This window comes from Rhizobium sp. 42MFCr.1 (assembly GCF_000377185.1).
GTDB lineage: Bacteria > Pseudomonadota > Alphaproteobacteria > Rhizobiales > Rhizobiaceae > Rhizobium > Rhizobium altiplani.
Window position 1 is genome coordinate 110,221 of the sequence record NZ_KB897821.1, and the last position, 26,216, is coordinate 136,436.

The following is a 26,216-nucleotide window of genomic DNA, read 5'->3' on the forward strand; positions in this document are numbered from 1 at the left end:
AGGATGATATTCACGCCGACCGCTGGCGTGGTTGCGGGTCTTATAGATAATTTCTATGAAAGGTGCCAGAGAGTGCGTGACCCATTTCGGATTTTTTTGCGTTGCGATGACTGAAAAATTAAACCACGGAAAAGTCATGTCTCTCGAGGCCGCCAATCTGGCTGCGCGCCGGGGCGAAGACCTGATTTTCGAAGGCCTCTCCTTTCGCCTGGAATCGGGCGAAGCACTGGTTTTGACAGGCAAAAATGGATCAGGAAAGTCGACTTTGCTGCGCGTCGTCGCCGGTCTGCTGCATCAGGAAAAGGGCTCGGTCAGCTTCACCGATTCGCTCGGCAACACTCACCGGCGCGTCGGGGAAGTCAGCCACTATCTCGGTCACCGCAATGCAATGAAGAGCGAGTTGACGGTCGCCGAAAACCTCGATTTCTGGCGGTGCTTTCTTGGCGATAGCCATGGCGCTTCCACCGTCTCGATCGACGAGGCAGCCGAGGCGGTCGGTCTCGAGGGCATCACGCACCTTCCGTTCGGCTACCTCTCTGCCGGGCAGCAGCGCCGCTTCGCGTTCGCCAAGCTGCTTATCGCCCACCGGCCGGTCTGGATCCTTGATGAGCCGACTGCTGCGCTGGATAAAAGCGGCGACCGTCTGTTTGCCGAGCTTGTTGAAGCGCATCGCTGCAACGGCGGCATCGTGCTCGCGGCAACCCACCAGCCGCTAGGACTGGAAGGCGCGCAGGAATTGCGGATGGCGGGATTTGCCCACGCCGGACCGGGAGTGTGGGAATGACTGCCCTGCTTCTGCGAGACCTCAAGCTTTCGATACGCGCCGGCGGCGGCGCGCTGATCGGCGTTCTCTTTTTCTTGACCATTGTCGCGGTCATCCCCTTCGGTGTCGGGCCCGATCTCGCACTGTTGTCCCGCATCGGCCCGGCAATCGTCTGGATCGGTGCGCTGCTTGCGGCGCTGCTCGGTCTTGACCGCCTGTTTCAAGCCGAGCGCGATGATGGCTCACTCGATCTGATGCTGATGCAGGAAACGCCGCTGGTGCTGACGGTGCTCGTCAAATGCCTGGCGCACTGGGTCGCCACCAGCCTGCCGCTGGTTATCGCCTCGCCGTTGCTTGGCCTCTTCATGAATATGAGCGAGACCGCCATCGGCGCGACCATGCTGACGCTGCTCGTCGGTTCTCCCGCGATTACCTTCATCGGTGCCGTCGGCGCTGCCGTTGCCGTCGCCTTGCCGCGTGGCGGTCTGCTGGTGTCGATTCTGGTGCTGCCGCTGACGATCCCCGTGCTGATCTTCGGCGTCAGTGCCACTTACGCGGCGGTCGAGGGGCCATCGCCCTTTCTGCCGCCCTTCCTCATCCTGATGGCGCTGACCCTCTTCTTCGCGGTGATCGGACCGGTGGCTGCCGCGCTTGCGCTGCGTCACACGTCGGATTGATCGGGCACTCGATTGCGGCGTCAGGCATATCGCGGTAAGGAAAACGGCATGAGCGAAACGAGCCTTGCCATCACGAAATTCAGCGATCTCGCCAATCCGACACGGTTTCTGGCGCTGGCCGCACGCATCCTCCCGTGGATGGCCGGTTTCACGGCCCTCTGTTTTATCGTGGGGCTGTATCTCAGCTTCACGACAGAAGGCGACTACCAGCAGGGTGAAACGGTTCGCATCATGTATGTCCACGTGCCGGCCGCGTGGCTGGCGATGATGGGCTACACGATCATGAGCCTCTCGGCCGTCGGCACGCTGGTCTGGCGCCATCCGCTGGCGGATGTGTCGGCGAAGGCCGCAGCCCCGCTCGGCGCCGCCTTCACGCTGATTGCCCTGGTGACTGGGTCCCTCTGGGGCAAGCCGATGTGGGGCACCTGGTGGGTCTGGGACGCCCGGCTCACCTCCGTCTTCGTTCTGTTCCTGATGTATCTCGGGCTCATCGCCCTCAATCGCGCGATCGACGACCCTTCAAAGGCCGCCCGCGTCAGCGCCGTCCTCATTCTCGTTGGCTTCGTCAACATCCCGATCATCAAGTTTTCGGTCGAATGGTGGAATACACTGCATCAATCCGCGAGTGTGCTGCGCCTCGATGGTCCGGCCATCGATCCCGAGTTCCTGCGGCCGTTGCTGGTGATGGCGGTTGCATTTACCGCGCTCTTCCTCACGCTGCACATCATGGCGATCCGCAACGAGATCTGGCGTCGCCGCGTCGCCGCTCAGCGTCGACTGGCCGCCCGCCTGGCAAGCCGCGAGGGATAGTCATGACACACGCTTTCTATGTCTATGGCGCTTACGGCTTTGCCGCCCTTATCGCGGCCGCGGTTACCCTTTGGACCTGGGCCGATGGCCGCGCTCGGCGGAAAGAACTGGCAGCCCTTGAAGCCTCCGGCATCCGCCGCCGCTCATCGCGAACAACGGATGGCAAATGAGCACCACCCCTGAAACGAACTCCGCCAAGCGCGGATTTGGACGCTATGCCGTCGCCTTGATCCCGTTGGTTGTCTTCGCCGGCATCGCAGCCACCGCAGCAAAGATGCTCTACGATCAGGACGTCCACGGCAAGAATATCTCGGAAATCCCCTCCGCACTGATCGGCACGAAGGCGCCGGCGCTGAACCTTGCGCCGCTCGAAGGCGCCAACCTGCCGGCGCTGACCGACAGTGCCATCAAGGGAAAACTGACGCTCGTCAACGTCTTCGCCTCCTGGTGCATTCCCTGTCGCGACGAGCATCCGATCCTGATGCAACTGGCAAAGGACAGCCGGCTCAATGTGGTTGCCATCAACTACAAGGACAAGAACGACAACGCGCTTCGCTTCCTCGGCGAACTCGGCAATCCTTTTGCCGCCATCGGCGTCGATCCCAAAGGGCAGGCGGCCATCGATTGGGGTGTCTATGGCATCCCCGAGAGCTATCTCGTCGCCCCTGATGGCACGATCCTCTACAAGCGGGTCGGCCCGTTCGACGATGTCAGCCTCAGGGAAGGCCTCTTCCCCGCCGTGGAGACGGCGCTCGGCAAGCCGGCTTCCTGATCAGAGCGCACTCTGCCAGGTCTTGATCGCCTCGACAGGCCAGATCAGCATCAGCACGTTGAGCGTCAGGTTGTCGCGGATCAGGTAGCCGGTCAGAAGCTCGAAGAAGATCGCGATTGCGATCGTCAGTGCAACCGGCGCCCGCGAGGCGAAGAAGAACCCGATCACCATGAAGACCGTGTCCATTGCCGAGTTCAGGATGCTGTCGCCGTAATAGTCGAGCGAGATCGTCGCCGTTCGATAGCGGTCGATGATGACAGGCGAGTTTTCCAGCAGTTCCCAGCCGGATTCGATGACGAGCGCCAGAAGCAGCCGCACGGCAATCGGCTTGCCGCGCAAAAGAAGGTGCGTAACGCCGTAGAAAATGAAGCCGTGAATGATGTGAGACGGCGTGTACCAGTCGGAAATATGCTGAGAGTTACCGCTGGAATTGACGGTGCCTTCCCAAAGCTTGATGTATCCGCAGGTGCAGATGGGGGTGCGGCCCATCATATATTCGGCGATGATCTGGATCAGCAGGACCGCACCGCATGCGGCGAACCAGAAGGTCTGGTGCTTGGCTCTCTCTGCCGTATCCAGTGTCGTCACTTCTCGGTCTCTCCCGCCGAGGTCACAGTGTGCTTCATGATGAGCGGCATCTGCGCCATGGTGAAGATGATGGTGATCGGCATCGTGCCCCAGACCTTGAAGGCGATCCAGAAGTCATCGGAGAAGTTGCGCCAGACGACCTCGTTCAGCACCGCCAGGAAGAGGAAGAAGATTCCCCAGCGGATCGTCAGCTTGCGCCATCCCTCGGCATCGAGCTGAAAGGCCGCATTGAAGACGTAGCCGAGCAGCGACTTGCCGAAAGCCAGGCCGCCCAGCAGCGCAACGCCGAAGAGCGCGTTGACGATGGTCGGCTTCATCTTGATGAAGGTCTCGTTCTGCAGGTAGATCGACAGCGATCCGAAGATGACGACCACGATGCCCGACACGAAGGGCATGATCGGCAGATGCCCGAGAATGATCTTCGAGACCACCAGCGAGGTCACCGTCGCCGCCATGAAGAGGGCCGTCGCCACGAACAGTGGTCCGCCAAGCTCCGACAGAGCCGGAAACCTTTCGACCAGCCAGGCGCCGCGCAGGTTGGCGAAGAAGAAGATCAGCAGCGGGCCAAGCTCCAGCGCCAGCTTCAGCATCGGGTGATGCCGGTCGGCCGCGCTTGGGGTGATATCGCTCTCGGTCGTCATTCTATCTCAAATCCGTTTGTGCCACACGAGACGCTTGCCCGTGTTTGTCGGCATATCTGTGGCATTATTGACCGAGCCCGGCAATGGCGTGCGCGAAATCCTCGGCCTCGAAAGGTTCGAGATCATCGACACCTTCGCCGACGCCGATGAAATAGACCGGCAGCTTGTGCTTGGCAGAGATCGCCACGAGAATGCCGCCACGCGCCGTGCCGTCGAGCTTCGTCATGATCAGTCCGTTCACGCCGGCAACGTTCCTGAAGATTTCCACCTGCGACAGGGCGTTCTGCCCCGTCGTCGCATCGAGCGTCTGCAGCACCGTATGCGGCGCATCCGGATCGAGCTTGCCGAGAACCCGAACGATCTTCTCGAGCTCTGCCATCAGCTCCGCCTTGTTCTGCAGGCGGCCGGCGGTATCGATGATCAACACATCGCACTTCTTCGCCTTGGCCTGCTCGAAGGCATCGTAGGCGAGACCCGCCGCATCGGCACCGAGCTTGGTGCCGATGAATTCAGACTTGGTGCGGTCGGCCCAGATCTTCAGCTGCTCGATGGCAGCGGCGCGGAAGGTATCGCCGGCGGCAACCATCACCTTGAGGCCAGCGCCCGAGAGCTTGGCCGCCAGCTTGCCAATCGTCGTGGTCTTGCCTGTTCCGTTGACGCCGACGACGAGGATGACGTGCGGCTTGTGGGTGAGATCGAGCTGCAATGGTTTGGCGACCGGCTTCAGCACCTTGGCGATCTCGCTTGCCATGATGCGGCTCACGTCCTCGCCGGTGACGTCCTTGCCGTAGCGCTCGGAGGCCAGCGTATCGGTGACGCGCATGGCCGTCTCGACGCCAAGATCGGCCTGGATCAGCAGATCCTCGAGATCCTGCAGCGTGTCGTCATCGAGCTTGCGTTTGGTAAAAAGGGCCGCGATCTGGCCGGTAAGTTGCGACGAGGTGCGGGCAAGGCCGGCGCGCAGGCGCTGGAACCAGGAAAGTCTTGAGGCCGGCACCAGAGGCGCGGACTCGGAAGCCGCGGGACCGGTGGCAAATCCCTTTGGAAGAACGGGAGTCACGGAGATATCTCCGGAAACGCTATCATCCTCCGCCGGCGTAGATACCTCATGCTCGGCGGGAGAGGCCCGATCGGCGATAGGCTGCTGTTCCACATCGGCTTCAGCTGTAAGCTCTGCAGCCGACGTCTCTTCGGTTTCGCCGAGAGATGCTAGTTCCGCGACACTATCATCCTCTGCCTCATCGCCGATTTCCGGCTGCAGGGAAGGCGCAACAGGAACCGTCTCTCCCAGCGTGCTTCCAGCAGGAGTATCGAGCTCCGCTTCGTCTTCAAGCAACGAGAGCGGCACAAGACCCACATCGCCTACCTGCATCTCAGGCGGCAAGACCTCGGAAACGTCGTCCTCAACGGGTGTGAACGCTTCGGCCTGCTCGGCAAGCTCCTCGATCGAGGCGTCCTCAGCTACGTCATCGGCAGGCCCGCCGGCCGTATCCACCTCTTCCGCCAGAACCAGGTCTGCGGCAACCGGAAGGTTCTCCTCGCGCGAATGCGGCTCCAGCTCGGTTTCGAGCGCTTTCGTCTCGACCGCCCCCGGCGCCTGCTCTTCCTCCGGCTTGGGGCCGAAGGTGAAGACCTTTTTGATGAAATTGAACGCCATGAGGATTCCGTAAACTCAGGCCGCGTCGGCGGCCGTCAATTGCATGTCGAGGTGTTTGCCGTTGTGTCCGGTGATGACAGCCTGCACGAAGCTTCGGGGCGCAAGTCCCGCCGCTGCGACAAGCGTGAAGTTCTCGGTATGCGCCAAACCGTTGTTTTCCACCAGCAGCCATTGCTGCGTTCCGACCATTCCGTCGAGATGGGACTGATGCAGGCGATGTCCAGTGGCGCGCAGTCGCGCTGCCCGCTCCTTGACCAGCGCGCGATCGAGCTGCGGCATGCGCGCGGCAGGTGTCCCCGGCCGCGGGCTGTAAGGGAACACGTGGAGATGAGCGATATTGGCCTCTTCCGCCAGCCGCACCGCATTGGCGAACATTTCTTCGCTCTCGGTTGGAAAGCCGGCGATCATGTCCGCGCCGAAGCTCATCTGCGGCCGCAGACGGCGCACGTCGTTGACGAAAGCTAGGGCATCCGCGCTCGAATGGCGACGCTTCATCCGCTTCAGGATCATGTCGTCGCCATGCTGCAGCGAAAGGTGGAGATGCGGCATGAACCGCGCTTCGTCGGCAATGAGGTCCAACAGATGCTTGTCCGCTTCGATGCTGTCGATCGACGAAAGCCGCAGGCGGCGAATATCCGGCACCTGCTTCAACAGCGTCTTGGCAAGCAGCCCGAGCGTCGGCTCACCGGGCAGGTCAGCGCCATAGCTGGTCGCATCGACCCCGGTCAGCACGATCTCCCGGTAGCCGGTTTCGACGAGCTTTCGCGCCTGGTCGACGACCGCCCCCATCGGCACGGAGCGCGAATTGCCGCGGCCATAGGGAATGATGCAGAAAGTGCAGCGGTGGTCGCAGCCGTTCTGGACCTGGATGAAAGCCCGCACATGACCATCGATATGCTTGACCATCTGCGGCGCCGTCTGGCGCACGCTCATAATGTCGTTGACGCGCAGCTTCTCTTCCGCCGAAACGCCGAAATCCGGCAGGGAGCGATAGGAAGCGCTCTTCAGTTTCTCCTCGTTGCCGAGGACAGCATCGACCTCGGCCATATCGGCGAAGGTTTCTTTTTCCGTCTGGGCCGCGCAGCCAGTGACGATGATGCGGGCGTGAGGATTGTCGCGCCGCGCACGTCGGATCGCCTGGCGTGCCTGACGCACAGCTTCGCCGGTAACCGCACAGGTATTGACGAGGATGGCATTATTGAGCCCGGCCTTCTCGGCCTCCGCCCGCATCACTTCGGATTCGTAGGTATTGAGACGACAGCCGAAGGTGATGACCTCGACGCCGCTCACCGCGCTTCGGCTCCCGGCGCCGCATCGCGCGACCACGCACCCGTCGACGGATCGAGCGTGCCCGACCATTCCCATTCAGCCGGGCCCGTCATGATGACGTGAGCATCGCGTTCGCGCCATTCGATCGTCAGAACGCCCTGATTGGGGCTGCTTGCAACCTTCACCGCGACTTCGCGCCCTGTCCGACCAGTGCGGGCGGCGGAAACGGCCGTCGCACAAGCGGCCGAACCGCAGGCGAGCGTCAGTCCCGCGCCCCGTTCCCAGGTGCGCGTCGTGATCGAGTTCGGAGAAGTCACCTGCGCCAGCGTGATATTGGCGCGCTCCGGAAACATCGGATGGTTTTCGAGCAGCGGCCCGAAGCGGCCGAGATCGAACGACATCGGATCACGGTCAACCCAGAAGATCGCATGCGGATTGCCCATGGAAGCGACCGAGGGCGAATGCAGCACGGGATTGTCGATCGGCCCGATTTGCAGCTCGATGCGGCTGGTATCGTGGAATTCTTCCGCAAGCGGGATCTTGTCCCAGTCGAAGACCGGCTTGCCCATATCGACGGAGATCGTCCCGTCTTCATGCTCGGTGGCATTGAGGATGCCGGCCACCGTCTGGAATGTGAAAACCTTCTTGCCGGTTTCCGAAGCAAGCGCCTGCACAACGCAGCGCGTGCCGTTGCCACAGGCCTGCGCCTTCGAGCCGTCGGAGTTCAGAATATCGATCCAGGCATCTGTGCCAGCTGCCTTTGGATCATGGATCGCCATGATCTGGTCGAACTGTGTGTCGTCAGCGGCATTCAGCGCGATTGCCGCCGCAGGCGCTACCTTGTCTGTGCGGCCGCGCATGTCGACGACCAGGATCTTGTTGCCAAGCCCGTTCATCTTCGCGAATTCGACCGTTGCGCTCATAGTGTCATGTCCGTCTCTGTTTGGGCTGTATATGGCGGAAATGCGGGGGAATTACCAGTGGCTTGACTGGCGGTGGATGAGCCACACATTGCCAGAGAGCAAATGCCGTGACCTCATATTTAAGAATGAGTGCAGATATCTAGCGCTTTTCGCCGCTTCGGGGCATTCTTGCTCTGGGATGGTGCTTTTGGCAGGGAGGATCGCCGATGCGCTGCGTCACCGTACTTGGGCCCTCGCAGACGGGAAAAACGACACTCGTCGCAAAGCTGGCCTCGCTCGAGGGAACGCCCAGAAAGTCAGCCTCTCCATATGGATCAAGCCTGACGGAATTTGACTTCAAGGACGAAGCGTGGTGTGCGATCGACACTCCCGGGGCAAATGAGGCACTGGCCCTGGCGCAGGATGCCCTGCTCGTCAGCGACGCCTGTATCCTCTGCATATCGCCGACGCCTGATGAAGCCGTGCTGGCAGCACCCTATCTGCGCGCCATCGAGGCCTCCGGCACGCCCTGCCTGATTTTCATCAACAGGATGGACGAGCCGCGCGGCCGGTTGCGCGATGTCATTGCCGCACTTCAGACCTATTCCAACCATCCGCTTGTCCTGCGGCAAGTACCCATCCGCGAAGGCGACCGGATCGTCGGCAGCTGCGACCTGATTTCCGAACGCGCCTGGCGCTATCGGGAAGGTCAGCCGTCCGCGCTGATCGAGCTGCCGCAGGATGCCGTCGAGCGGGAGCACGAGGCGCGGGCCGAAATGCTGGAACAGCTCTCGGAGTTCGATGACTGGCTTCTCGAGGAGCTCATCGAAGACCGGGAGCCGGCAAGCGATACGCTGTTTACGATCTCTTCGCGAATTCTCAAGGAGAACCGGGTTATCCCCGTGCTGTTCGGCTCAGCCTCGCACAGCAACGGCATCATGCGCCTGATGAAGGCCCTTCGCCACGAAGCGCCGCCGGCAACGGCACTGCGGTCGAGGCTCGCAGGAAGTGTGGAAGAAGCGGCCCTTTCTGCCGTGAGTTTCCACGCCTACCACAAGGCTAATGTCGGCAAGACGGTGCTGGTGCGGGCGCTCGCCGACGGCTTGAAGCAGGGCGCTCCCTTGGGCGGCGCCACGCTGGGTCCGCTGCAGGAGGCCGGCAACGGAAAGCCAATCAGTGGCAGCGTGGAGGCTGGCAGCGTCTTTGCCGCACTCAAATCCGACCATCTGCCAGCGACTGCCCTGCTGACGCAGACAGCCAGCGTCGAGCCGCCCGATTGGACGACACCGCCGACACCGATGCTGGAAAGAATTCTCGTTCCCGGCAGCGAACGGGACGAAACCAAGCTTTCCGCGACGCTGGCGAAACTGGCGGAAACCGATCGCGGCTTGAAGGTGATGCAGGAGGAAGGCACAGGCGCGGCGCTGATCTGCGCCCAGGGGCCGGTCCATCTGCGTGATCTCCGCAAAACACTGTCGGAGGTCTTCCGCGTCGAAGTTTCCGAACGCGCACCAAACCCCGTATACCGAGAAACCATTTCCAAACCTTCGGATGTGCGCTACCGGCACCGCAAGCAAACGGGCGGCGCCGGACAGTTCGCAGACGTGCAACTCAGCGTCAGGCCGAACGAGCGCGGCCAGGGCTTCACCTTCGGCGAAAGCGTCAAGGGCGGGACCGTGCCCCGAAACTACATCCCAGCTGTTGAAGCCGGCGCCCGCGAAGCCATGGAGAAAGGTCCGCTCGGCTTCCAGGTCGTCGATGTCGACGTCGTGCTGACCGACGGTCAGTATCACTCGGTCGACAGCTCCGATTTCGCCTTCCGGACCGCTGGGAAAATGGGCGTCAAGCAAGCGCTTTCACAAGCTTCCGCCGTTCTCATGCAGCCTGTGGTGCGGGTGGAGATCCATATCCCCTCGGTCTATTCCGGCGGAATGGTGACGCTCGTCTCCTCGCTCAAGGGACAGGTGCTCGGCTTCGACCGGGACGAGAACGCGAAGGGCTGGGATATATTTCGAGCGCTCGTGCCTGGCGGCGTGCTTGATGAATTGGCCCGGTCGCTCAGATCGGCAACGCAGGGCATCGGCCACTTCTCCAAGACCTTCGATCATTTCGAAGAACTCTACGGCAAGGAGGCCGACACCATCATCAATGCGCATGGTGCCGGAGCCCACGCGCATTGATCATGCCGCTGGCACGTCGAATACCTCGCCGGCTCTAAGCGGCCTGAACCGCTCCTGCGGTATTTCGCGCTCGGCCAAGGCTGTCTTTAGCGCCTTGACCGGCGTCTCGATTGCCTCGTCGGTCAGCTGGAACGTCGCAAAGTGATGGCCGGCCACATAGGCAGCATTGGCAAGCTCCATTCCCATCACCGCTTCATCAGGATTCTGATGTTGGCCCTTCATGAACCAGCGCGGTTCATAGGCTCCGAAAGGCAGGACGGCGAGGCGAAAGGCACCATGCTTCTGCTGGGCAGCCCTGTAGTTGACGCCCCCATGAAAGCCCGTATCCCCGACATGGTAGATCTTCCCGGCTGGCGTTGACAGGACGAAGGCGGCCCAGAGCGCCATGCGACGATCCCCGGTGCCGCGTGCCGACCAATGATGCACCGGCTCGGCATCGATGCGGATGCCGGCAAGCGGGATGCGCTCGCCCCAATCCATCGCCGTCACCTGCATGGTGGGAACGGCGCGACGAATGATCGTATCGTTGCCAAGCGGCGTTACGACATGCGGCCGATGCCTCGCCTGCAGCCGCCTGAGCGTCGCGACATCGAGATGATCGTAGTGGTTATGCGAAACGAGAACGAGGTCGATCGGCGGCAGGTCGTCGAACGCGATACCGGGTGCCACGACGCGCTTCGGTCCGGCGAAGGCGAAGGGGCTGGCCCGATCGGACCATACGGGATCTGTCAGGATATTGAGCCCCGCGACCTGCACCAGCATCGTCGCGTGGCCGACCATGGTTACCCGCAGATCGTCGCCATCAACGCGCGCATCCGGCTTGGCCGGTACGAAGGGGCTCGGAACCGACTTCGGCCAGCGATCGCGGTTGCCGCCAAACTGCCATCGCATCAGATCTCGAAAACCGAGAGGCTCGATACCATCCGGATTGAAGAAATGCGTGCCGTCGAAGTGATCGGAGACAGGCCCTTGATAGTAGGGATTGCGTCTTTTGGCCGTAGGCATACGAAGCGATTCCGTTGCAGGGAAAGCAGATCTGGGATCGGGCGCGCGCTTTTGAAAGGTCGAAACGCCGTCTTTTCTTGGCGTTCCCTTGACTCGCGGTCCGTTTTCCTGTTTACCGCCGCTCAATCTGCGACGAGCTTCAAGACTCGAGCCACCGACCGGGACCCGTAGAGGTATAAAGAGATCCCGGAGGTCCACACCCGACAGCGCGATGCGCCCTCGGGTGCTTTTTGGCTATGCGTCTTGTTTTCGTCAAGGAAAAGCACAAGGTTTCCGTCTTCAGGAAATCACAAGGAAGAGCCGATGTTTGAGAACCTCCAGGACCGTCTTGGATCCATTCTGAATGGACTGACAGGCCGTGGCGCGCTTTCGGAAAGCGATGTTTCCGCAGCGCTGCGCGAGGTTCGCCGTGCGCTTCTGGAGGCTGACGTGGCGCTCGATGTCGTGCGCTCCTTTACCGATCGCGTCCGCGAAAAGGCCGTCGGCGCCGAGATCCTGAAGTCGATCAAGCCCGGCCAGATGGTCGTCAAGATCGTCCATGACGAGCTGATCGAGATGCTCGGCGGCGAAGGCGTCGGCGTCGACCTGCATGCGGCCGCCCCCGTCGTCATCATGATGGTCGGTCTGCAGGGCTCCGGTAAGACGACGACGACCGCGAAGATCGCCAAACGGCTCACCGACCGCGAGAAGAAGAAGGTGCTGATAGCGTCGCTTGATACGCGACGTCCGGCCGCCCAGGAGCAGCTGCGCCAGCTTGGTGTCCAGACTGGTGTCGACACGCTGCCCGTTATTGCCGGCCAGTCGCCGACCGATATCGCCGCGCGCGCCGTGCAAGCAGCCCGGCTCGGTGGCCATGACGTCGTCATCCTCGACACCGCCGGCCGCACGCATATCGACGAGCCCTTGATGGTCGAAATGGCCGACATCAAGAAGAAGTCGAATCCGCATGAAATCCTGCTGGTCGCGGACTCGCTGACCGGTCAGGACGCCGTCAACCTGGCGCGCAACTTCGACGAGCGCGTCGGCATCACCGGCCTCGTGCTCACCCGCATGGACGGCGATGGCCGTGGCGGTGCAGCACTTTCGATGCGCGCGGTGACAGGCAAGCCGATCAAGCTCATCGGTGTCGGCGAGCGTATGGGCGAACTCGAAGAGTTCCATCCCCGCCGTATTGCTGACCGCATCCTCGGCATGGGCGATATCGTTTCGCTCGTCGAGCGCGCCGCTGAAAACATCGACGCCGAGAAGGCGGCTGCCATGGCCGCCAAGATGGCCAAGGGCAAGTTCGATCTCAACGACCTCGCCGACCAGCTGCGCCAGATGCAGAAGATGGGTGGCATGGGCGGCATCATGAGCATGATGCCCGGCATGGCTGGGATGAAGGACAAGATGGCCTCGGCCGGTCTGAACGACAGCCTGTTCGGCCGTCAGCTCGCCATCATCGGCTCGATGACCAAGGCCGAGCGCGCCAACCCCGATATTCTCAAGCACTCCCGCAAGAAGCGCATCGCCGCCGGCTCTGGCACCGATGCCGCCGACATCAACAAGCTTCTGAAGATGCATCGCCAGATGGCGGACATGATGAAGATGATGGGCGGCAAGGGTAAGGGCGGCCTGATGAAGCAGATGATGGGTGGCCTTGCCGGCAAGATGGGCCTTGGTGGCCTTGGCGGTGGCATGCCCGATCTTTCGAATATCGACCCCAAGCAGCTCGAAGCGCTCCAGAAGCAAGCTGAAGCTGCCGGTCTAGGAAAGCCGGGCGGCGGGCTGCCCGGCCTCGGCGGTGGCGGTTTGCCGGGTCTGGGCGGCGCCAAGCTGCCGGGTCTCGGCGGTGGTTTCCCAGGCCTTCCCGGCCTGCCCAAGAAGAAGTGAAGGGGTCGCGTAGACAATGATTGATCCTGAAATCAAAGCCCAACTTTCGAACTATCGCCAGTCGATCGACAACATCGACGCCGCGCTGGTCCATATCCTGGCCGAACGCTTCCGCTGCACCAAAGAGGTCGGCGTTCTCAAGGCCAAGTACAAGTTGCCGCCGGCCGATCCGGCGCGCGAAGAATACCAGATCGAACGTCTCCGCCATCTGGCGAAGGATGCCAATCTGGATCCGGATTTCGCCGAGAAGTTCCTGAACTTCATCATCAAGGAAGTCATCCGGCATCATGAGCAGATCGCTGCAGACCACGCCGAAAACGGCGCCGCAGCAAAATGAACCATACCGCCGGATCAGGCGGTCCAGAAAAGTCCAAGGAGTAAAGAAAATGGCACTGAAAATTCGTCTCGCACGCGGTGGTTCCAAGAAGCGCCCGTACTACCACATCGTTCTCGCCGACGCCCGTTCGCCGCGCGATGGCCGCTTCCTCGAGAACCTCGGTTCCTGGAACCCGATGCTCGCCAAGGACAACGGCGCTCGCATCACGCTGAACAACGACCGCATCAAGCACTGGCTCGATCAGGGCGCACAGCCGACCGATCGCGTTCTGCGCTTCCTCAACGAAGCCGGCCTCGCAAAGCGCGATGCCAAGAACAACCCGGAAAAGGCAAAGCCGGGCAAGAAGGCTCAGGAGCGCGCTGCTGAAAAGGCTCAGAAGGCCGCCGACGCTGCTGAAGCTGCTGCTTCCGCAGAATAATCGGGAACCTTCCCTTATCGAACGGGCGGCATGGCGACATGCCGCCCGTTTTCGTTTCCATTCCGCTGCACTTCGTTTAAGAGAAGCCCAGATTTGCGGCTTCATGTGAAGGACGTCATGCCAAAGCTTGAAAATCCGGTTCTGATGGCAACGATCGGTGGCGCCCAAGGCCTGCGCGGCGAAGTACGCGCTAAGGCCTATACCGCCGATCCGACCGCGCTCGGCGACTACGGCAACCTGCACAGCCTTGATGGCCGCACCTTCGAGATTCTCGATATCCGGGAAATGAAGAACGTCGTCGTCGTCCGATTCCGCGGCATCAACGACCGCAATGCCGCCGAGGCGCTGAACGGACTGGAGCTCTACATCGAGCGCGACAACCTGCCGGACGAGGAGCTGGAAGAAGACGAATTCTTCTACGCCGATCTCGAGGGTCTGGAAGCGCTCGACGACCAGGGCGTCAGCTATGGCACCGTGACCGGCGTTTTCGACTTCGGCGCCGGCGATCTGCTGGAGCTCAAGGGTCCCGGCAAGCGCCCGGTATTGATCCCCTTCTCTGAAGCCTCGGTTCTCGACATCGACCTTGAAAGCGGCAGGATCACCATCGATCCGCTCGCCGCTGGCCTCGTCGATAGTGAGGATGACGCACCGAACTTCACGCCCGACAAGCCGAAAAAGAAGAAGTGAGGCCGTCGATGGCGTTTCGCGCGACCGTGCTGACCCTCTATCCGGAAATGTTTCCGGGCCATCTCGGCTACTCCCTCGCCGGGAAGGCGATGGAGCGTGGCCAATGGTCGCTCGATACCCTGCAGATCCGCGACTTTGCCACCGACAAACACCGCACCGTCGATGATACGCCCGCTGGCGGCGGCGCCGGCATGGTGCTCAAGCCCGACGTTCTCGCCCGCGCCATCGACAGCGCCTCCGAGAACGACAGCCGCCCCCGGCTGCTGATGAGCCCGCGCGGAAAACCGCTGACGCAGGAACGCGTACGCGAGCTTGCTTCCGGCGATGGCGTCATCATCGTTTGCGGTCGCTTTGAGGGTGTCGATCAGCGCGTCATCGATGCGCGCGAGCTGGAAGAGGTCTCGATCGGCGACTACGTGCTGTCGGGCGGCGAACCGGCTGCACTCACCATACTGGATGCGATCGTCCGCATCCTGCCTGGCGTCATGGGCAATGATCTTTCCGGACTGCATGAGAGCTTCGAAGGCGGCCTGCTGGAGCATCCGCACTACACCCGTCCCCAGGAATGGGAGGGCCGCGAGATTCCGCCGATCCTCACATCGGGCAATCACGGCGCGATCGAGAAATGGCGCCGCGAGCAGGCGTTGCAGCTGACCCGGGAACGACGCCCGGATCTGCTGGAAGAATAAAAAATGCCCGGCCGATGCCGGGCATTCGAGTTTTGGGTGTCAGTTGGTAGCGCCCACCGCAGAGCCGCGTGCGCTCGCGCGCAATGCGTAGTACACATCACCGCCGATGCCGACGCCGAAGAACCAGCCATAGGTCCCCCACCATTCCGGCAAGATCGACGTGAACGTCGGCAGGATCGATGAGAATAGCGAGCCGACCACGAAGGCGATGAAGGCATTCGTGTGCCAGCCATTCTGGAAGCGGAACTCGCCATACTCCTGATAAAGATCCGCGACGTTCAGCTCACCCTTCCGGATCAGATAGTAGTCGACCATCATGATCCCGAAGATCGGGCCCATCGTCGAACCGATGAAGTTGACGAAGTGCGCGGCACCCGTTTCCCACGGCGCGAACGGATAGAGCACCAACGCAATCAGGGCGGCAATCCAACCGCCCCGCTTAAAGCTGATCTGGCGGGGGAAGACATTCGAGAAATCGAAGGCCGGCGAGACGAAGTTGGCGACCACGTTGATGCCGAGCGTTGCAACGGCGAAGGTCAGCGCCGCAAGCAATGCCAAGAACCAGTTGTCGAACTTCGCGGAGATCGCCTCCGGATGCAGCAGTACTTCGCCGTAGACGGTGAATGCCGCCGTCGTTGTGACACCCGCGACGAGGCAGAAGGCGAGCAGGTTGATCGGCAGGCCCCAGAGATTGCCCTTGCGCAAGGTCTTGGTGTCCTTCGTATAGCGCGAGAAATCGCAGAAATTCAGGTAGAGAGCCGCAAGGTAGGGGATCCATGTCGCGGCAACCGCGGCAACAGCCGCAAACGAGCCTGGCTCGCCGGCGATGCTGCTCCCCTGTTGTGCATTTGACAAATATTTAATCAAATGAGTCACAGGCTTGATATCGTGCAGCACTGGCAAAAGCCCAGTTTGGCGGTCGGCGCTGCGAAATTTCCGGGCCAAAGGGGTGACAAAGCCTGCGCAATACGCTATGCGCACGCCCGGAATGGGAAAACTCCCATCAACCACGTAAAGAAAAACAGACGAATTCGCTCCTGCCCTCACCGGCAAATATCTGCGGCTCGACCAAGGATAGATCGTTCAGAGCGCTCTGGCTGTTGAACCAACAAAGAGGTTGAGTCATGAATATCATTCAGCAGCTTGAGGCCGAACAGGTCGCCAAGATCGAAGCCCAGCGCACGCTTCCGGAATTCTCCCCGGGCGACACCGTTCGCGTCAACGTCCGCGTCAAGGAAGGCAACCGTACCCGCGTACAGGCCTACGAAGGCGTTTGCATCGCTCGCTCCGGCGGCGGCCTGCAGGAGAACTTCACGGTTCGCAAGATCTCCTACGGCGAAGGCGTCGAGCGCGTATTCCCGGTCTGCTCCCCTGCTATCGAAAGCGTAGAAGTCGTTCGCCGTGGTAAGGTCCGTCGCGCGAAGCTCTACTACCTGCGCGATCGTCGCGGCAAGTCGGCTCGTATCGTCGAGAACACCGGCACCCGCGCTCGCAAGCTCAACGACGCCGAGCGTCAGGCAGTTGCCGAGGAAAAGGCGCGCCTGGAAGCCGAAAAGGTTGCAGCAGCTCAGGCGCTCGCAGCCGAAAAGGCAGCACAGGAAGCTGCAGAAGCCAAGGCAGCAGCAGAAGCTGCCGCAGCGGCTGAACCGGCAGCAGAATAAGTTTCAATCCTTCGAGATTGTGGGAAGGCGACCTTCGGGTCGCCTTTTTTGTTGCTCGCTAGCGCGCCACTGGCAGGTCGGATCGCGTCAGCCGCGCCCACCGCCATTGTCCGAAATTCCAAACAGCCCGTGCGGAATGCATGCCGTTATCGCAAGAGCCGGTCTGACCTATTTCTGCCCTGTCTTTAAACGGAGCAGATCATGTCCAATCTCGAAAAATCGGGCACATTCACACTCGGCGACAGCACGGTGGCGCGGCTTGGCTACGGGGCCATGCAACTTGCTGGCAAGGGCGTCTTCGGACCCCCGAAGGATCGCGCCGAGGCAATCGCTGTGTTGCGCGAAGCAGTCGAAAGCGGCGTCAACCACATCGACACCAGCGACTTCTACGGCCCGCACATCACCAACCAGATCATCAGGGAGGCGCTGCATCCTTATCGGGATAATCTTGTGATCGTCACGAAGATCGGAGCAACGCGTGGGCCAGACGCGTCGTGGAACCCGGCCTTCTCAAAAGAAGCGCTGACGCTGGCAATTCACGACAACCTCAAGAATCTGGGCCTCGAGGTGATCGATGTGGTCAATCTGCGAGCCATATTTGATGTCCATGGCCCGGCGGAGGGATCTCTGGAAGAACCCCTCACCGTCCTCGCCGATCTTCAGCGCCAGGGCCTTGTCAGACACGTTGGCCTCTCCAACGTCACCACCAAGCAAGTCGCGGATGGCAGAAAGATCACCGAAATCGTTTGCGTTCAAAACCAGTACAATCTTGTGCATCGCGGGGATGATCCGCTGATCGACCAGCTCGCGACGGAAGGAACAGCCTATGTGCCTTTCTTTCCGCTCGGGGGCTTCTCGCCATTGCAATCGTCCACGCTGTCGGATGTCGCTGCGGAGCTTGACGCAACACCGATGCAGGTTGCTCTTGCGTGGCTTCTGCAGCGCGCGCCGAATATCTTGCTCATACCCGGCACCTCGTCACGTCTCCACCTCAGGGAGAACCTCGCGGTCGCCGATATCACCTTGCCCACCGGAGCCATTGAGAAACTGGATGGTATCGCGTCTCGCTGACGACATTTGCGATCTGTCCCGCAAAAATCTTCGCATGGAAGGGCGGTCTTTGGACCGCCTTTTCTGATTTTGAACGGCGACATACGGCAATTCTCTTGCCATCCGCTTCGCAACTATGACAGGTTTCGCGAGCTATATTTCGGGGAGATATTTAATGCCGTTCCGTCGCACTGTCCTTGCAGGACTGACCGCCCTCGTCCTGTCGCCGCTGGCCGCCTTCGCCGCCGACCTTCCCGACCTCAAGGGCAAGTCGGTCGTCGTCGTCACCGAGAACGCCTATCCGCCGTTACAGTTCGTCGATCCGAAGTCGGGCAAGGCGATCGGCTGGGAATATGATGCGATGAACGAGATCGCCAAGCGGCTGAATTTCAAGGTCGAGTACCAGAACACCAGCTGGGACGCGATGATCCAGGCGGTCTCCGACAACCAGTACAACATCGGCATGACCGGTATCACCATCAAGGATGATCGCAAGGCCAAGGTCGATTTTTCCGATCCCTACATGCGTTCGCAGCAGTTCATGCTGGTGCGCGGCGATGAAAGCCGCTTCACCGACGCAAAGACCTTCGGCGCCTTCAATGAAGGCCTCGTCGGCGCGCAGCCGGGCACGTCGCCTTTCTACACCGCCGTCTACGAAATCCTTGACGGCAACGAGCAAAACCCGCGCGTCAAGCTCTTCGAAACCTTCGGCGCCACCGTCCAGGCGCTCAAGGCCGGCGACGTCGACGTGGTGCTGACCGACAGCGTCGCTGCCAAGGGCTATGTCGACGCCTCGAACGGCGGCCTGAAGGTCATTGGCGGCCCGCTCGGCACGGAGGATTTCGGTTTCATCTTCCCGAAGGGCTCCGATCTCGTCGCCGCGGTCAATGCCGCAATCGCAAGCCTGAAGGCCGACGGCACCTTCGACGCGCTGAACAAGAAGTGGTTCCTCGACTACAAGATGGGCGAATGATCCCGTCTTCGGTTAACGCGTGATGGCTCCGCAGCCAGCCCCTGGCGGGCATGTGAAGGGCGACTACCCCTGGTGGCTGGTCGCCCTTGTCGCGATCGGAATCGTCCTTGCCGTCGTCATCATCGCCAACGACATCTATGCGCAGGTCTTCCGCACCGTCTTCAATGGCGTCGGCGTTACCATCTTCGTGACGCTGGTGGGCTTTGCGCTGGCGACCCTTCTCGGCCTCGGCGTCGCGTTGCTCGGATTGTCCGACAGTGTCGCGCTCCGCCAGATCTCGCGTTTTTACATCGAGGTGATCCGCGGCGTGCCGATGCTGGTGCTGCTCTTCTATGTCGCCTTCGTCGGCGCCCCCGGCATCGTCGCCGCCTACAACTTCCTGACCAGTCCGCTGATCCAGGCAGGCTTTAGCGAACCAGTGATGGTGCGCGACTTCTCGCTGATGTGGCGAGCGATCATCGCCCTTATGATCGGCTACTCCTCTTTCATCGCCGAAGTCTTCCGCGCCGGCATTCAGTCCGTCGACCACGGCCAGATCGAGGCGGCCAAGGCGCTCGGCCTGTCGCGCTATCACCGCTTCCGCTTCGTCGTCTTTCCGCAGGCGATCAAGGTGATCTTCCCGCCCCTGTCGAACGATTTCGTAGCGATGGTCAAGGACTCGTCGCTGGTGTCGGTGCTCGGTGTCTCCGACATCACGCAGATGGGCAAGATCTATGCCTCCGGCTCCTTTCGCTTCTTTGAAACCTATTCGATCGTCACCTATATCTACCTCATCCTGACGATCGGTTTGTCGCTTGCCCTGAGGCAGGTGGAGAAACGGATGCGCGGGAAAGACCGGCGCTAGCGGCCGAATGATTCGAATTGCCGCCGTCGCGAAAAATTGGTATGTGACAGCGCATGGAATCCAAGTTCAGTTGCATTGGGGCGCATATTTTCGTGCTGCAGGATCACTACCGCCTGCCGGCACGTTTCTTTGCGGCCGTTTCCGGTGCACTCAACAGCCGACTTCGTTGATCGAATGACGGCCCGGCGGGCCTCACCGCCACCAACTCCATTTTTCCATACGCATCCAAGAACGGACCTACCGCCATGAGCGCACCGCGTACCCTTTACGACAAGATCTGGGACGACCACCTGGTCGATCAGCAGGACGACGGCACCTGTCTTCTCTACATCGACCGCCACCTGGTCCACGAAGTCACCTCGCCGCAGGCCTTCGAAGGCCTGCGCATGACTGGCCGCAAGGTTCGCGCGCCGGAAAAGACGCTGGCTGTGGTCGACCACAACGTCCCGACGTCACCTGATCGCCATCTCGGCATCAAGAACGAAGAGAGCCGTATCCAGGTCGAGCAACTCGCCATCAACGCCGCCGAATTCAATGTCGAGTACTACTCGGAAAACGACAAGCGCCAGGGCATCGTCCACATCATCGGACCGGAACAGGGCTTCACCCTGCCCGGCATGACGATTGTCTGCGGCGACAGCCACACCTCGACGCATGGCGCCTTCGGCTCGCTCGCCCATGGCATCGGCACGTCTGAGGTCGAGCACGTGCTCGCCACCCAGACGCTGATCCAGAAGAAGGCGAAGAACATGCTGGTGCAGGTCGACGGCGTACTGCCGGCTGGCGTCACCGCCAAGGATATCGTTCTCGCCATCATCGGTGAAATCGGCACCGCCGGCGGCACCGGCTACGTCATCGAATACGCCGGCGAAGCCATTCGCGCGCTGTCGATGGAAGGCCGCATGACGATCTGCAACATGTCGATCGAAGGCGGCGCCCGCGCCGGCCTGATCGCGCCCGATGAGACCACCTTCGAGTACATCAAGGGCAAGCCGCGCGCGCCGAAGGGCGAGGCGCTGGAACAGGCAATCGCTTACTGGAAGACCCTGAAGTCGGACGAAGGCGCGCATTTCGACCGCGTCGTGAAGCTCAACGCCGCCGAACTGCCGCCAATCGTATCCTGGGGCTCTTCGCCGGAGGACGTCATTTCCGTTCAGGGCGTCGTTCCGAACCCTGATGAAATCCCCGAAGAGACGAAGCGCGCTTCCAAGTGGCGTGCGCTTGATTACATGGGCCTGAAGCCCGGCACCCCGATCACCGAGATCAACATCGACCGCGTCTTCATCGGCTCCTGCACGAACGGCCGCATCGAAGACCTGCGCGCTGTTGCCAAGGTCGTCGAGGGCAAGACCGTTGCCTCGACCGTCAACGCCATGATCGTTCCGGGCTCCGGCCTCGTGAAGGAGCAAGCGGAGAAGGAAGGCCTCGACAAGATCTTCAAGGCGGCCGGCTTTGACTGGCGCGAGCCCGGCTGCTCCATGTGCCTCGCCATGAACGACGACCGCCTGAAGCCCGGCGAACGTTGCGCCTCGACCTCGAACCGCAACTTCGAAGGCCGCCAGGGCTTCAAGGGTCGTACGCACCTGGTGTCTCCAGCGATGGCCGCCGCAGCGGCGATCGCCGGCCACTTCGTCGATATCCGCGAGTGGAACTAAGCATAAGGGCCTCCCCTTCGGAAACGAGGGGGAGGCTATCTCAGCAGACACCGGACGTATTCGGTGCGACAATCGCCGCGTTCGACCCCCTGGCTCCTTTCAGGTGAGCATATGAGCGCCGCAAATCCCTCCACCAAACGACGCCTGCTTCTTCTTCGTCACGCCAAATCCGCATGGCCGGAGGACGTGGCCGACCACGACCGCCCGCTGGCCGGCCGTGGAGAAAAGACAGCGCCATTGATGGGCCGCTACCTCGCGCGTGAAAAGCTTATTCCCGATCTCGTGCTTGTATCGTCCGCGCGCCGCACGCAGCAGACCTGGAAACTCGTCGCCAAAAAGCTGCCGCCCTCGATCGCAAAGCAGGATTCGGAGGACTTGTACGAAGCCTCTGCGGCGAAGATCGCTGCCGTCGTACAGTCGATCGATCCATCGGTCCGGACCCTCATGCTGATCGGACACAATCCCGGTTTTCAGGATCTTGCGGATGGCCTGATCGGTGCAGGCGACCCGGAGGCATGTGTTGGCATCAGGGAGAAATTCCCGACAGCCGCACTTGCCGTCATCGAGTTCGATGTGGATCGCTGGAAAGGGCTAAAACCAAAGAGCGGCACGCTGGAGCGGTTCGTCACGCCGCGTTCGCTCGCCTGAGTGAAAACTGCGTCTCCCTCCTCCCCGCATAAAGAGGAGGGAGCCCAAACAGATCAGAAATTGGCCGTGTACGGATCCGGCCCCATGCGGGCGCTCTTGTCGTCAAGCTTGGCAATCGCCGCCATGTCGGCTGCATCCAGCTTGAAATCGAAGACCTTGAAATTCTCCTCAATGCGCGACGGCGTCACCGACTTCGGAATGACGACGAGACCGCTGTCGATGTGCCAACGGATGATGACCTGCGCGGGTGTCTTTCCGTGCTTCCTGGCGATCTCGCCAATCGTCGCATCGGCGATCAACTTGCCCTGACCGAGCGGGCTCCAGGATTCGGTGGCAATGTTCAGCTTCTTGTGCGCTTCCTGCGCCGCCCGCTGCTGGAAATCCGGATGCAGCTCGATCTGGTTGATGACAGGGACGACACCTGTATCGCCGATGATCTGTTCGAGATGGTCGGGATAGAAGTTGGAAACGCCGATCGAACGAGCGCGGCCCTCTTCCCGGATCTTCACGAAGGCCTTCCAGGTTTCGCGATAGAGCGCACGCTGCGGCGACGGCCAGTGGATGAGGTAGAGATCGACATAATCAGTACCGAGCTTCCTCAGGCTGCCTTCGAAGGCGCGCATGGTCGCGTCGTAGCCCTGGTCGGTGTTGCGGAGCTTGGTGGTGACGAAAATGTCCTTGCGATCGAGGCCGGACGAGCGGATGCCCTCGCCGACGCCTTCCTCGTTGTCGTAGCCGGACGCCGTGTCGATGTGGCGATAGCCGGCGGCAATGGCCGTGCGCACCGTCGGTGCCGCAATCTCCTGGGGCGTCTGCCACACGCCGAGACCGACCTGGGGAATGGAATGTCCGTCATGGAAAGTGATGATGGGTTGCTGTGCCACAATATGTCTCCGTAATTTTGAAGAATTGGACGAGGCATGATTGAATCCGCTTCTTGCGGATTTCCCTGCGCGCATTTCAGCCGTGCGCCGGTCGAAAGGGCATATAGGTAAGCGGGACTGGTTTATCACCCCCGAGCGTCAAAGAACACGAACGACAGTGCCTCTGCGCATGAAGGGCAGAAGACGCTGCATATCGCGCGGATGAACGGCGACGCAGCCGAACTGGATCAAAGCCCTGCTTTTTTGCCCGGCGCAGGACAAACGAGGAGGGTCGTCGACTTTATCCGCGTCGGACGCCTTGTTTTCTCCATTTTTCTCACATGTGTTTGCGATTGCTAGGATTGTGATTGAAATCACATAGCATCGTATACGACAACAGCTCGGTCGCCCGATCTTTGCCAATGCCGGAAAATTGGCGTAGGAGTGAGGGACCGTAGGCGAGGGAAAGAGCCGCATGACCGCACGCACCATTCTCTTGGTGGATGATGATGACGACCTCCGCGAGACACTCACGGAGCAGCTTTCGCTCTATGACGAATTCACGGTCCTCCAGGAAACGACAGCGGCCAAGGGTGTCGAGCGCGCGCGATCAACGCCGATCGACCTGTTGATCATGGATGTGGGCCTGCCTGACATGGACGGCCGCGAAGCCGTGAAGCTGCTGCGCAAGGGCGGCTTGAAAGCCCCGATCATCATGCTGACCGGCCATGACACGGACTCGGATACGATCCTGGGCTTGGAGGCTGGCGCTAACGACTACATCGCGAAGCCCTTCCGCTTTGCCGTCCTGCTTGCCCGCATCCGCGTGCAGCTCCGGCAGCACGAGCAGAGCGAGGACGCCACCTTCAATGTCGGCCCCTATGTCTTCAAGCCGAGCCAGAAGCTCCTGACGATGGACAGCGGGCAGAAGATCCGTCTGACCGAAAAGGAAGCCGCGATCATTCGCTACCTCTATCGCGCGGAGCAAAAGGTCGTCACCCGTGACGTGCTGCTGGAAGAGGTGTGGGGTTACAATTCGGGGGTGACGACACACACCCTGGAAACCCACGTTTACCGTCTCCGCCAGAAGATCGAACGCGATCCCTCCAACGCCGAGATTCTGGTAACAGAAAACGGCGGCTACAAGATCATACCGTAGCATGGCCCTAAACGACGACATCAGGCTACTGTCGCAGCTGCCGCTGTTCCACGGCATGTCCGAGGATCAGCTGCGTCTGATCGCCTTTGGTGCGGATCGCCGCGTCATGTCGGCCGGCCAGATGCTCTTCCGCGAGGGCTCGCCGGCAGAAAGCGCCTATGTGATCCTCAGCGGCAATGTCGAACTCAGCCGCACCGGTCGCGACGGTCAGCCCGAGATCCAGAACACCGTCGGACCCGGCACGCTTCTATCCGAACTTGCCCTGATCACCTTGGTCGAGCGCAAGTTTACGGCCGTTGCAACGGAAGACACGAGCATCATCCGCATCACGCGCTCACTCTTCCATCGGTTGATCGAGGAGTATCCGGATGCAGCCCGGTTGATCGAGAGCCGTATCCGCGACAATATTGCCGAGCTTGCGGCCAGAGCCGCGGCCCAGCTTCACCGCTTTATCTGACAGATCAGAGATTGAAGTGCGCCGTGACAGGCACGTGGTCGGACGGCCGCTCCCAGCCGCGCGCTTCCTTCAGGATGTCGATGCGCTGCAGGTGTGGCCCAAGATCCTTTGAGCTCCAGATGTGGTCAAGGCGGCGGCCGCGATCGGCCGCTTCCCAGTCCTTGGCGCGATAGCTCCACCAGGTATAGAGCTTTTCGTTCTCAGGCACGTGCTGCCGCATAAGGTCGAGCCAGGCGCCGCGCTGCATCACCTGGAGAAGGCCTTCCGTCTCCACGGGCGTGTGGCTGACGATCTTCAGCAACTGCTTGTGGGACCAGACGTCCTGCTCAAGCGGAGCGATGTTGAGGTCGCCGACAAGGATTGAGGATGTATTCGCCTCGCCATTTGCCTTGAGCTGCTTCATTTCCTCGATGAAATCGAGCTTGTGGCCGAACTTCGGATTGATCTCCCGATCCGGTTCGTCGCCTCCGGCCGGCACGTAGAAGTTATGCAGGCGAATGCGCCGGCTACCGCGCTCGAAGATGGCCGAGATGTGCCGCGCGTCACCGACGTTGCAATAGTCCTGCCGGTGGTCCTCGACCAATGGAACGCGCGATGCAATCGCAACGCCATGATAGCCCTTCTGGCCGTGGATGATGATGTGTTCGTAGCCCATCGCGCGCAACGGCGAGGCAGGAAACAAGTCGTTCGGAACCTTCGTTTCCTGGAAGCAAAGGATGTCCGGCTTATGTTTGAGGACGAATTGCTCGACGATCGGCATGCGCAGCCGCAGAGAGTTGATATTCCACGTCGTAACCGAGAAGCTCATTCCATCTTTGCCTTTCAAAACCGGACGAACTGGCTTTAGAGCAAAGGCTTTGCCGATGGAACGGATACGCGCAAAGAAAAACGCCCCGCGAGATCGCGAGGCGTTCTTCTCATAAAACAGCTGAAATCAATCTCGGTAAGCGGCCGTTCCCGGGATCACTTCATAGGGCACCCTGAACACCTTGTCGTCGAACTGGACGCCCGTCTTGACGTTGAACACCATCACCGAGGTGTCCTTGCCTTGGTTGTCGGTAATCGTCCACTGGCGGAGATCGTAGGTCTTCGGGTCGAACATCATCGTAATTGTCGAGTTACCGAAGATCGTGTTGTTGCCAAGGGCGATCGTCGTCAGGTCGGACTCCTGCTTCACGCTCTTCACCGAGCCGGCCGAGAGATCGATCCGTTGCGCCAGCAGCAGGCTGAGCGGCGTCTTCGACAATGGGTAGAGATCCCACGTCTTGAGCTTCATATTTCCAACAGCAACGTTCTTGCCGTCCGCGATGACACGGATCGGTGACGGATTGTCATAGTTGAAGCGCAGTTTGCCGGGGCGCTTAATGTAGAACTTTCCGCCGGTCTGCTCGCCACGCGGGCCGAATTGAACGAATTCGCCCTGCATCGTAGCGACGCTCGAAAAGTGATCCGCGATCGCCTGCGCGGTGCTGGCACCTGAAGCAGCGGATGCCGCTTGCGCATAGGCAGCAATCGGAATCGCAGATGCCGCAGCGGCGGCCAGCGAGCCGAGAAGATGGCGCCGGCTCAGCGAGATGCGATCCAAGATGGAATCGGAGTTGTTCATCTATGTCTCCTTTATGCAATTCGAATGCTGCGG

The 26,216-nt window shown here is 60.9% G+C and carries 29 protein-coding genes; 19 read left to right on the plus strand and 10 right to left on the minus strand.

Features of this window, described 5'->3' with window-relative positions:
* Positions 1 to 136 precede the first annotated feature (136 nt).
* The 5 genes from ccmA to C934_RS0106075 are packed head-to-tail and all read left to right on the plus strand — an operon-like array spanning position 137 to position 3,022.
* Positions 137 to 784, plus strand: a complete 648-nt coding sequence (gene ccmA, locus C934_RS0106055; RefSeq protein ID WP_018855809.1) for a heme ABC exporter ATP-binding protein CcmA — start codon at positions 137 to 139, stop codon at positions 782 to 784.
* Entirely contained in the window at positions 781 to 1,440 is a 660-nt protein-coding gene (ccmB, locus tag C934_RS0106060; RefSeq protein ID WP_018855810.1) for a heme exporter protein CcmB, read from the plus strand. Before ccmA ends, ccmB begins: the two co-directional genes overlap by 4 nt.
* A 48-nt stretch (positions 1,441 to 1,488) precedes the next feature.
* On the plus strand, positions 1,489 to 2,250 hold the full coding sequence (locus C934_RS0106065) for a heme ABC transporter permease (RefSeq protein ID WP_018855811.1): 762 nt from the start codon (positions 1,489 to 1,491) through the stop codon (positions 2,248 to 2,250).
* Positions 2,251 to 2,252: 2 nt separating this feature from the next.
* Complete coding sequence (ccmD, locus tag C934_RS0106070; RefSeq protein WP_018855812.1) at positions 2,253 to 2,420, plus strand: heme exporter protein CcmD; 168 nt, start codon at positions 2,253 to 2,255, stop codon at positions 2,418 to 2,420.
* The gene (locus C934_RS0106075; protein WP_018855813.1) at positions 2,417 to 3,022 is read left to right on the plus strand and encodes a DsbE family thiol:disulfide interchange protein; all 606 of its coding nucleotides are present in this window, start codon (positions 2,417 to 2,419) and stop codon (positions 3,020 to 3,022) included. The genes ccmD and C934_RS0106075 overlap by 4 nt, the downstream gene beginning before the upstream one ends.
* On the opposite strand, the gene C934_RS0106080 is transcribed toward C934_RS0106075, so the two are convergent.
* The 5 genes from C934_RS0106080 to dapF all read right to left on the minus strand — a co-directional run bounded on the left by C934_RS0106080 (position 3,023) and on the right by dapF (position 8,100).
* The gene (locus C934_RS0106080; protein WP_018855814.1) at positions 3,023 to 3,610 is read right to left on the minus strand and encodes a DUF2585 domain-containing protein; all 588 of its coding nucleotides are present in this window, start codon (positions 3,608 to 3,610) and stop codon (positions 3,023 to 3,025) included. It lies immediately after the preceding gene.
* Positions 3,607 to 4,251, minus strand: coding sequence for a septation protein A (locus tag C934_RS0106085; protein WP_018855815.1), 645 nt, complete (start codon positions 4,249 to 4,251; stop codon positions 3,607 to 3,609). Before C934_RS0106085 ends, C934_RS0106080 begins: the two co-directional genes overlap by 4 nt.
* Before the next feature lie 64 nt (positions 4,252 to 4,315).
* Positions 4,316 to 5,908: a signal recognition particle-docking protein FtsY gene (gene ftsY, locus C934_RS0106090; protein WP_018855816.1), complete on the minus strand. Its 1,593-nt coding sequence runs from the start codon at positions 5,906 to 5,908 to the stop codon at positions 4,316 to 4,318.
* A 15-nt stretch (positions 5,909 to 5,923) separates the two neighbouring features.
* The gene (mtaB, locus tag C934_RS0106095; protein ID WP_018855817.1) at positions 5,924 to 7,198 is read right to left on the minus strand and encodes a tRNA (N(6)-L-threonylcarbamoyladenosine(37)-C(2))-methylthiotransferase MtaB; all 1,275 of its coding nucleotides are present in this window, start codon (positions 7,196 to 7,198) and stop codon (positions 5,924 to 5,926) included.
* Positions 7,195 to 8,100: a diaminopimelate epimerase gene (gene dapF, locus C934_RS0106100; RefSeq protein ID WP_018855818.1), complete on the minus strand. Its 906-nt coding sequence runs from the start codon at positions 8,098 to 8,100 to the stop codon at positions 7,195 to 7,197. The genes mtaB and dapF overlap by 4 nt, the downstream gene beginning before the upstream one ends.
* Before the next feature lie 206 nt (positions 8,101 to 8,306).
* On the opposite strand from dapF, the gene C934_RS0106105 reads away from it, so the two are divergent.
* Complete coding sequence (locus C934_RS0106105) at positions 8,307 to 10,259, plus strand: elongation factor G (RefSeq protein ID WP_018855819.1); 1,953 nt, start codon at positions 8,307 to 8,309, stop codon at positions 10,257 to 10,259.
* Here C934_RS0106105 and C934_RS0106110 read toward each other — a convergent pair whose 3' ends face one another.
* Positions 10,260 to 11,264 (minus strand): MBL fold metallo-hydrolase, encoded by a 1,005-nt coding sequence (locus tag C934_RS0106110; RefSeq protein ID WP_018855820.1) that lies wholly within the window; start codon positions 11,262 to 11,264, stop codon positions 10,260 to 10,262.
* Between the two features lie 303 nt (positions 11,265 to 11,567).
* Between C934_RS0106110 and ffh the strand changes: the two genes are divergently transcribed.
* The 5 genes from ffh (at position 11,568) to trmD (ending at position 15,267) form a co-directional block, all read left to right on the plus strand.
* Entirely contained in the window at positions 11,568 to 13,136 is a 1,569-nt protein-coding gene (ffh, locus tag C934_RS0106115; protein WP_018855821.1) for a signal recognition particle protein, read from the plus strand.
* A gap of 16 nt (positions 13,137 to 13,152) precedes the next feature.
* Positions 13,153 to 13,473, plus strand: coding sequence for a chorismate mutase (locus C934_RS0106120; protein ID WP_016556656.1), 321 nt, complete (start codon positions 13,153 to 13,155; stop codon positions 13,471 to 13,473).
* Between the two features lie 49 nt (positions 13,474 to 13,522).
* Positions 13,523 to 13,891 carry a 30S ribosomal protein S16 gene (gene rpsP, locus C934_RS0106125; protein WP_018855822.1) on the plus strand — a complete coding sequence of 123 codons (369 nt, stop codon included), beginning with the start codon at positions 13,523 to 13,525 and terminating at the stop codon, positions 13,889 to 13,891.
* A gap of 117 nt (positions 13,892 to 14,008) precedes the next feature.
* A complete protein-coding gene (gene rimM / locus C934_RS0106130) occupies positions 14,009 to 14,578 on the plus strand; it encodes a ribosome maturation factor RimM (RefSeq protein ID WP_018855823.1) in 570 nt (189 codons plus the stop codon).
* Positions 14,579 to 14,586: 8 nt separating this feature from the next.
* A complete protein-coding gene (gene trmD / locus C934_RS0106135; protein WP_018855824.1) occupies positions 14,587 to 15,267 on the plus strand; it encodes a tRNA (guanosine(37)-N1)-methyltransferase TrmD in 681 nt (226 codons plus the stop codon).
* Positions 15,268 to 15,306: 39 nt separating this feature from the next.
* Here the strand turns inward: trmD and C934_RS31660 are convergent, their stop codons facing one another.
* Complete coding sequence (locus tag C934_RS31660) at positions 15,307 to 16,161, minus strand: cytosine permease (protein ID WP_442965918.1); 855 nt, start codon at positions 16,159 to 16,161, stop codon at positions 15,307 to 15,309.
* 230 nt (positions 16,162 to 16,391) lie between these two features.
* Here C934_RS31660 and rplS point away from each other — a divergent pair, with 230 nt between their 5' ends.
* From rplS to C934_RS0106175, 6 genes are all read left to right on the plus strand, one after another.
* Complete coding sequence (gene rplS, locus C934_RS0106145) at positions 16,392 to 16,928, plus strand: 50S ribosomal protein L19 (protein ID WP_018855826.1); 537 nt, start codon at positions 16,392 to 16,394, stop codon at positions 16,926 to 16,928.
* A gap of 201 nt (positions 16,929 to 17,129) precedes the next feature.
* Positions 17,130 to 17,999 (plus strand): aldo/keto reductase family oxidoreductase, encoded by an 870-nt coding sequence (locus tag C934_RS0106150; protein WP_018855827.1) that lies wholly within the window; start codon positions 17,130 to 17,132, stop codon positions 17,997 to 17,999.
* A 154-nt stretch (positions 18,000 to 18,153) separates the two neighbouring features.
* Entirely contained in the window at positions 18,154 to 18,951 is a 798-nt protein-coding gene (locus C934_RS0106155) for a transporter substrate-binding domain-containing protein (RefSeq protein WP_018855828.1), read from the plus strand.
* 22 nt (positions 18,952 to 18,973) lie between these two features.
* Positions 18,974 to 19,795 (plus strand): amino acid ABC transporter permease, encoded by an 822-nt coding sequence (locus C934_RS0106160; RefSeq protein WP_026371599.1) that lies wholly within the window; start codon positions 18,974 to 18,976, stop codon positions 19,793 to 19,795.
* 245 nt (positions 19,796 to 20,040) lie between these two features.
* Positions 20,041 to 21,450, plus strand: a complete 1,410-nt coding sequence (gene leuC / locus C934_RS0106170; RefSeq protein ID WP_018855831.1) for a 3-isopropylmalate dehydratase large subunit — start codon at positions 20,041 to 20,043, stop codon at positions 21,448 to 21,450.
* Between the two features lie 111 nt (positions 21,451 to 21,561).
* Positions 21,562 to 22,098, plus strand: coding sequence for a SixA phosphatase family protein (locus tag C934_RS0106175; RefSeq protein WP_018855832.1), 537 nt, complete (start codon positions 21,562 to 21,564; stop codon positions 22,096 to 22,098).
* A 53-nt stretch (positions 22,099 to 22,151) separates the two neighbouring features.
* On the opposite strand, the gene C934_RS0106180 is transcribed toward C934_RS0106175, so the two are convergent.
* Entirely contained in the window at positions 22,152 to 22,982 is an 831-nt protein-coding gene (locus C934_RS0106180; RefSeq protein ID WP_018855833.1) for an aldo/keto reductase, read from the minus strand.
* 454 nt (positions 22,983 to 23,436) lie between these two features.
* Here C934_RS0106180 and C934_RS0106185 point away from each other — a divergent pair, with 454 nt between their 5' ends.
* Both C934_RS0106185 and C934_RS0106190 read left to right on the plus strand, forming a co-directional pair.
* The gene (locus C934_RS0106185) at positions 23,437 to 24,120 is read left to right on the plus strand and encodes a response regulator transcription factor (RefSeq protein WP_018855834.1); all 684 of its coding nucleotides are present in this window, start codon (positions 23,437 to 23,439) and stop codon (positions 24,118 to 24,120) included.
* 1 nt (position 24,121) lies between these two features.
* Positions 24,122 to 24,577: a cyclic nucleotide-binding domain-containing protein gene (locus C934_RS0106190; protein WP_018855835.1), complete on the plus strand. Its 456-nt coding sequence runs from the start codon at positions 24,122 to 24,124 to the stop codon at positions 24,575 to 24,577.
* A gap of 4 nt (positions 24,578 to 24,581) precedes the next feature.
* On the opposite strand, the gene C934_RS0106195 is transcribed toward C934_RS0106190, so the two are convergent.
* Both C934_RS0106195 and C934_RS0106200 read right to left on the minus strand, forming a co-directional pair.
* Positions 24,582 to 25,385 (minus strand): exodeoxyribonuclease III, encoded by an 804-nt coding sequence (locus C934_RS0106195; RefSeq protein WP_018855836.1) that lies wholly within the window; start codon positions 25,383 to 25,385, stop codon positions 24,582 to 24,584.
* A 126-nt stretch (positions 25,386 to 25,511) separates the two neighbouring features.
* Positions 25,512 to 26,183, minus strand: a complete 672-nt coding sequence (locus C934_RS0106200; protein WP_018855837.1) for an outer membrane lipoprotein carrier protein LolA — start codon at positions 26,181 to 26,183, stop codon at positions 25,512 to 25,514.
* Between the last annotated feature and the right edge of the window lie 33 nt (positions 26,184 to 26,216).

Coding starts and splice junctions, on each gene's coding strand:
- ccmA (WP_018855809.1), top strand. CDS start 137: ATGTCTCTCGAGGCCGCCAATCTGGCTGCGCGCCGGGGCGAAGACCTG.
- ccmB (WP_018855810.1), top strand. CDS start 781: ATGACTGCCCTGCTTCTGCGAGACCTCAAGCTTTCGATACGCGCCGGC.
- C934_RS0106065 (WP_018855811.1), top strand. CDS start 1,489: ATGAGCGAAACGAGCCTTGCCATCACGAAATTCAGCGATCTCGCCAAT.
- ccmD (WP_018855812.1), top strand. CDS start 2,253: ATGACACACGCTTTCTATGTCTATGGCGCTTACGGCTTTGCCGCCCTT.
- C934_RS0106075 (WP_018855813.1), top strand. CDS start 2,417: ATGAGCACCACCCCTGAAACGAACTCCGCCAAGCGCGGATTTGGACGC.
- C934_RS0106085 (WP_018855815.1), bottom strand. CDS start 4,251: ATGACGACCGAGAGCGATATCACCCCAAGCGCGGCCGACCGGCATCAC.
- ftsY (WP_018855816.1), bottom strand. CDS start 5,908: ATGGCGTTCAATTTCATCAAAAAGGTCTTCACCTTCGGCCCCAAGCCG.
- dapF (WP_018855818.1), bottom strand. CDS start 8,100: ATGAGCGCAACGGTCGAATTCGCGAAGATGAACGGGCTTGGCAACAAG.
- C934_RS0106105 (WP_018855819.1), top strand. CDS start 8,307: ATGCGCTGCGTCACCGTACTTGGGCCCTCGCAGACGGGAAAAACGACA.
- C934_RS0106110 (WP_018855820.1), bottom strand. CDS start 11,264: ATGCCTACGGCCAAAAGACGCAATCCCTACTATCAAGGGCCTGTCTCC.
- ffh (WP_018855821.1), top strand. CDS start 11,568: ATGTTTGAGAACCTCCAGGACCGTCTTGGATCCATTCTGAATGGACTG.
- C934_RS0106120 (WP_016556656.1), top strand. CDS start 13,153: ATGATTGATCCTGAAATCAAAGCCCAACTTTCGAACTATCGCCAGTCG.
- rpsP (WP_018855822.1), top strand. CDS start 13,523: ATGGCACTGAAAATTCGTCTCGCACGCGGTGGTTCCAAGAAGCGCCCG.
- rimM (WP_018855823.1), top strand. CDS start 14,009: ATGCCAAAGCTTGAAAATCCGGTTCTGATGGCAACGATCGGTGGCGCC.
- trmD (WP_018855824.1), top strand. CDS start 14,587: ATGGCGTTTCGCGCGACCGTGCTGACCCTCTATCCGGAAATGTTTCCG.
- rplS (WP_018855826.1), top strand. CDS start 16,392: ATGAATATCATTCAGCAGCTTGAGGCCGAACAGGTCGCCAAGATCGAA.
- C934_RS0106150 (WP_018855827.1), top strand. CDS start 17,130: ATGTCCAATCTCGAAAAATCGGGCACATTCACACTCGGCGACAGCACG.
- C934_RS0106155 (WP_018855828.1), top strand. CDS start 18,154: ATGCCGTTCCGTCGCACTGTCCTTGCAGGACTGACCGCCCTCGTCCTG.
- C934_RS0106160 (WP_026371599.1), top strand. CDS start 18,974: ATGGCTCCGCAGCCAGCCCCTGGCGGGCATGTGAAGGGCGACTACCCC.
- leuC (WP_018855831.1), top strand. CDS start 20,041: ATGAGCGCACCGCGTACCCTTTACGACAAGATCTGGGACGACCACCTG.
- C934_RS0106175 (WP_018855832.1), top strand. CDS start 21,562: ATGAGCGCCGCAAATCCCTCCACCAAACGACGCCTGCTTCTTCTTCGT.
- C934_RS0106185 (WP_018855834.1), top strand. CDS start 23,437: ATGACCGCACGCACCATTCTCTTGGTGGATGATGATGACGACCTCCGC.
- C934_RS0106190 (WP_018855835.1), top strand. CDS start 24,122: ATGGCCCTAAACGACGACATCAGGCTACTGTCGCAGCTGCCGCTGTTC.
- C934_RS0106195 (WP_018855836.1), bottom strand. CDS start 25,385: ATGAGCTTCTCGGTTACGACGTGGAATATCAACTCTCTGCGGCTGCGC.
- C934_RS0106200 (WP_018855837.1), bottom strand. CDS start 26,183: ATGAACAACTCCGATTCCATCTTGGATCGCATCTCGCTGAGCCGGCGC.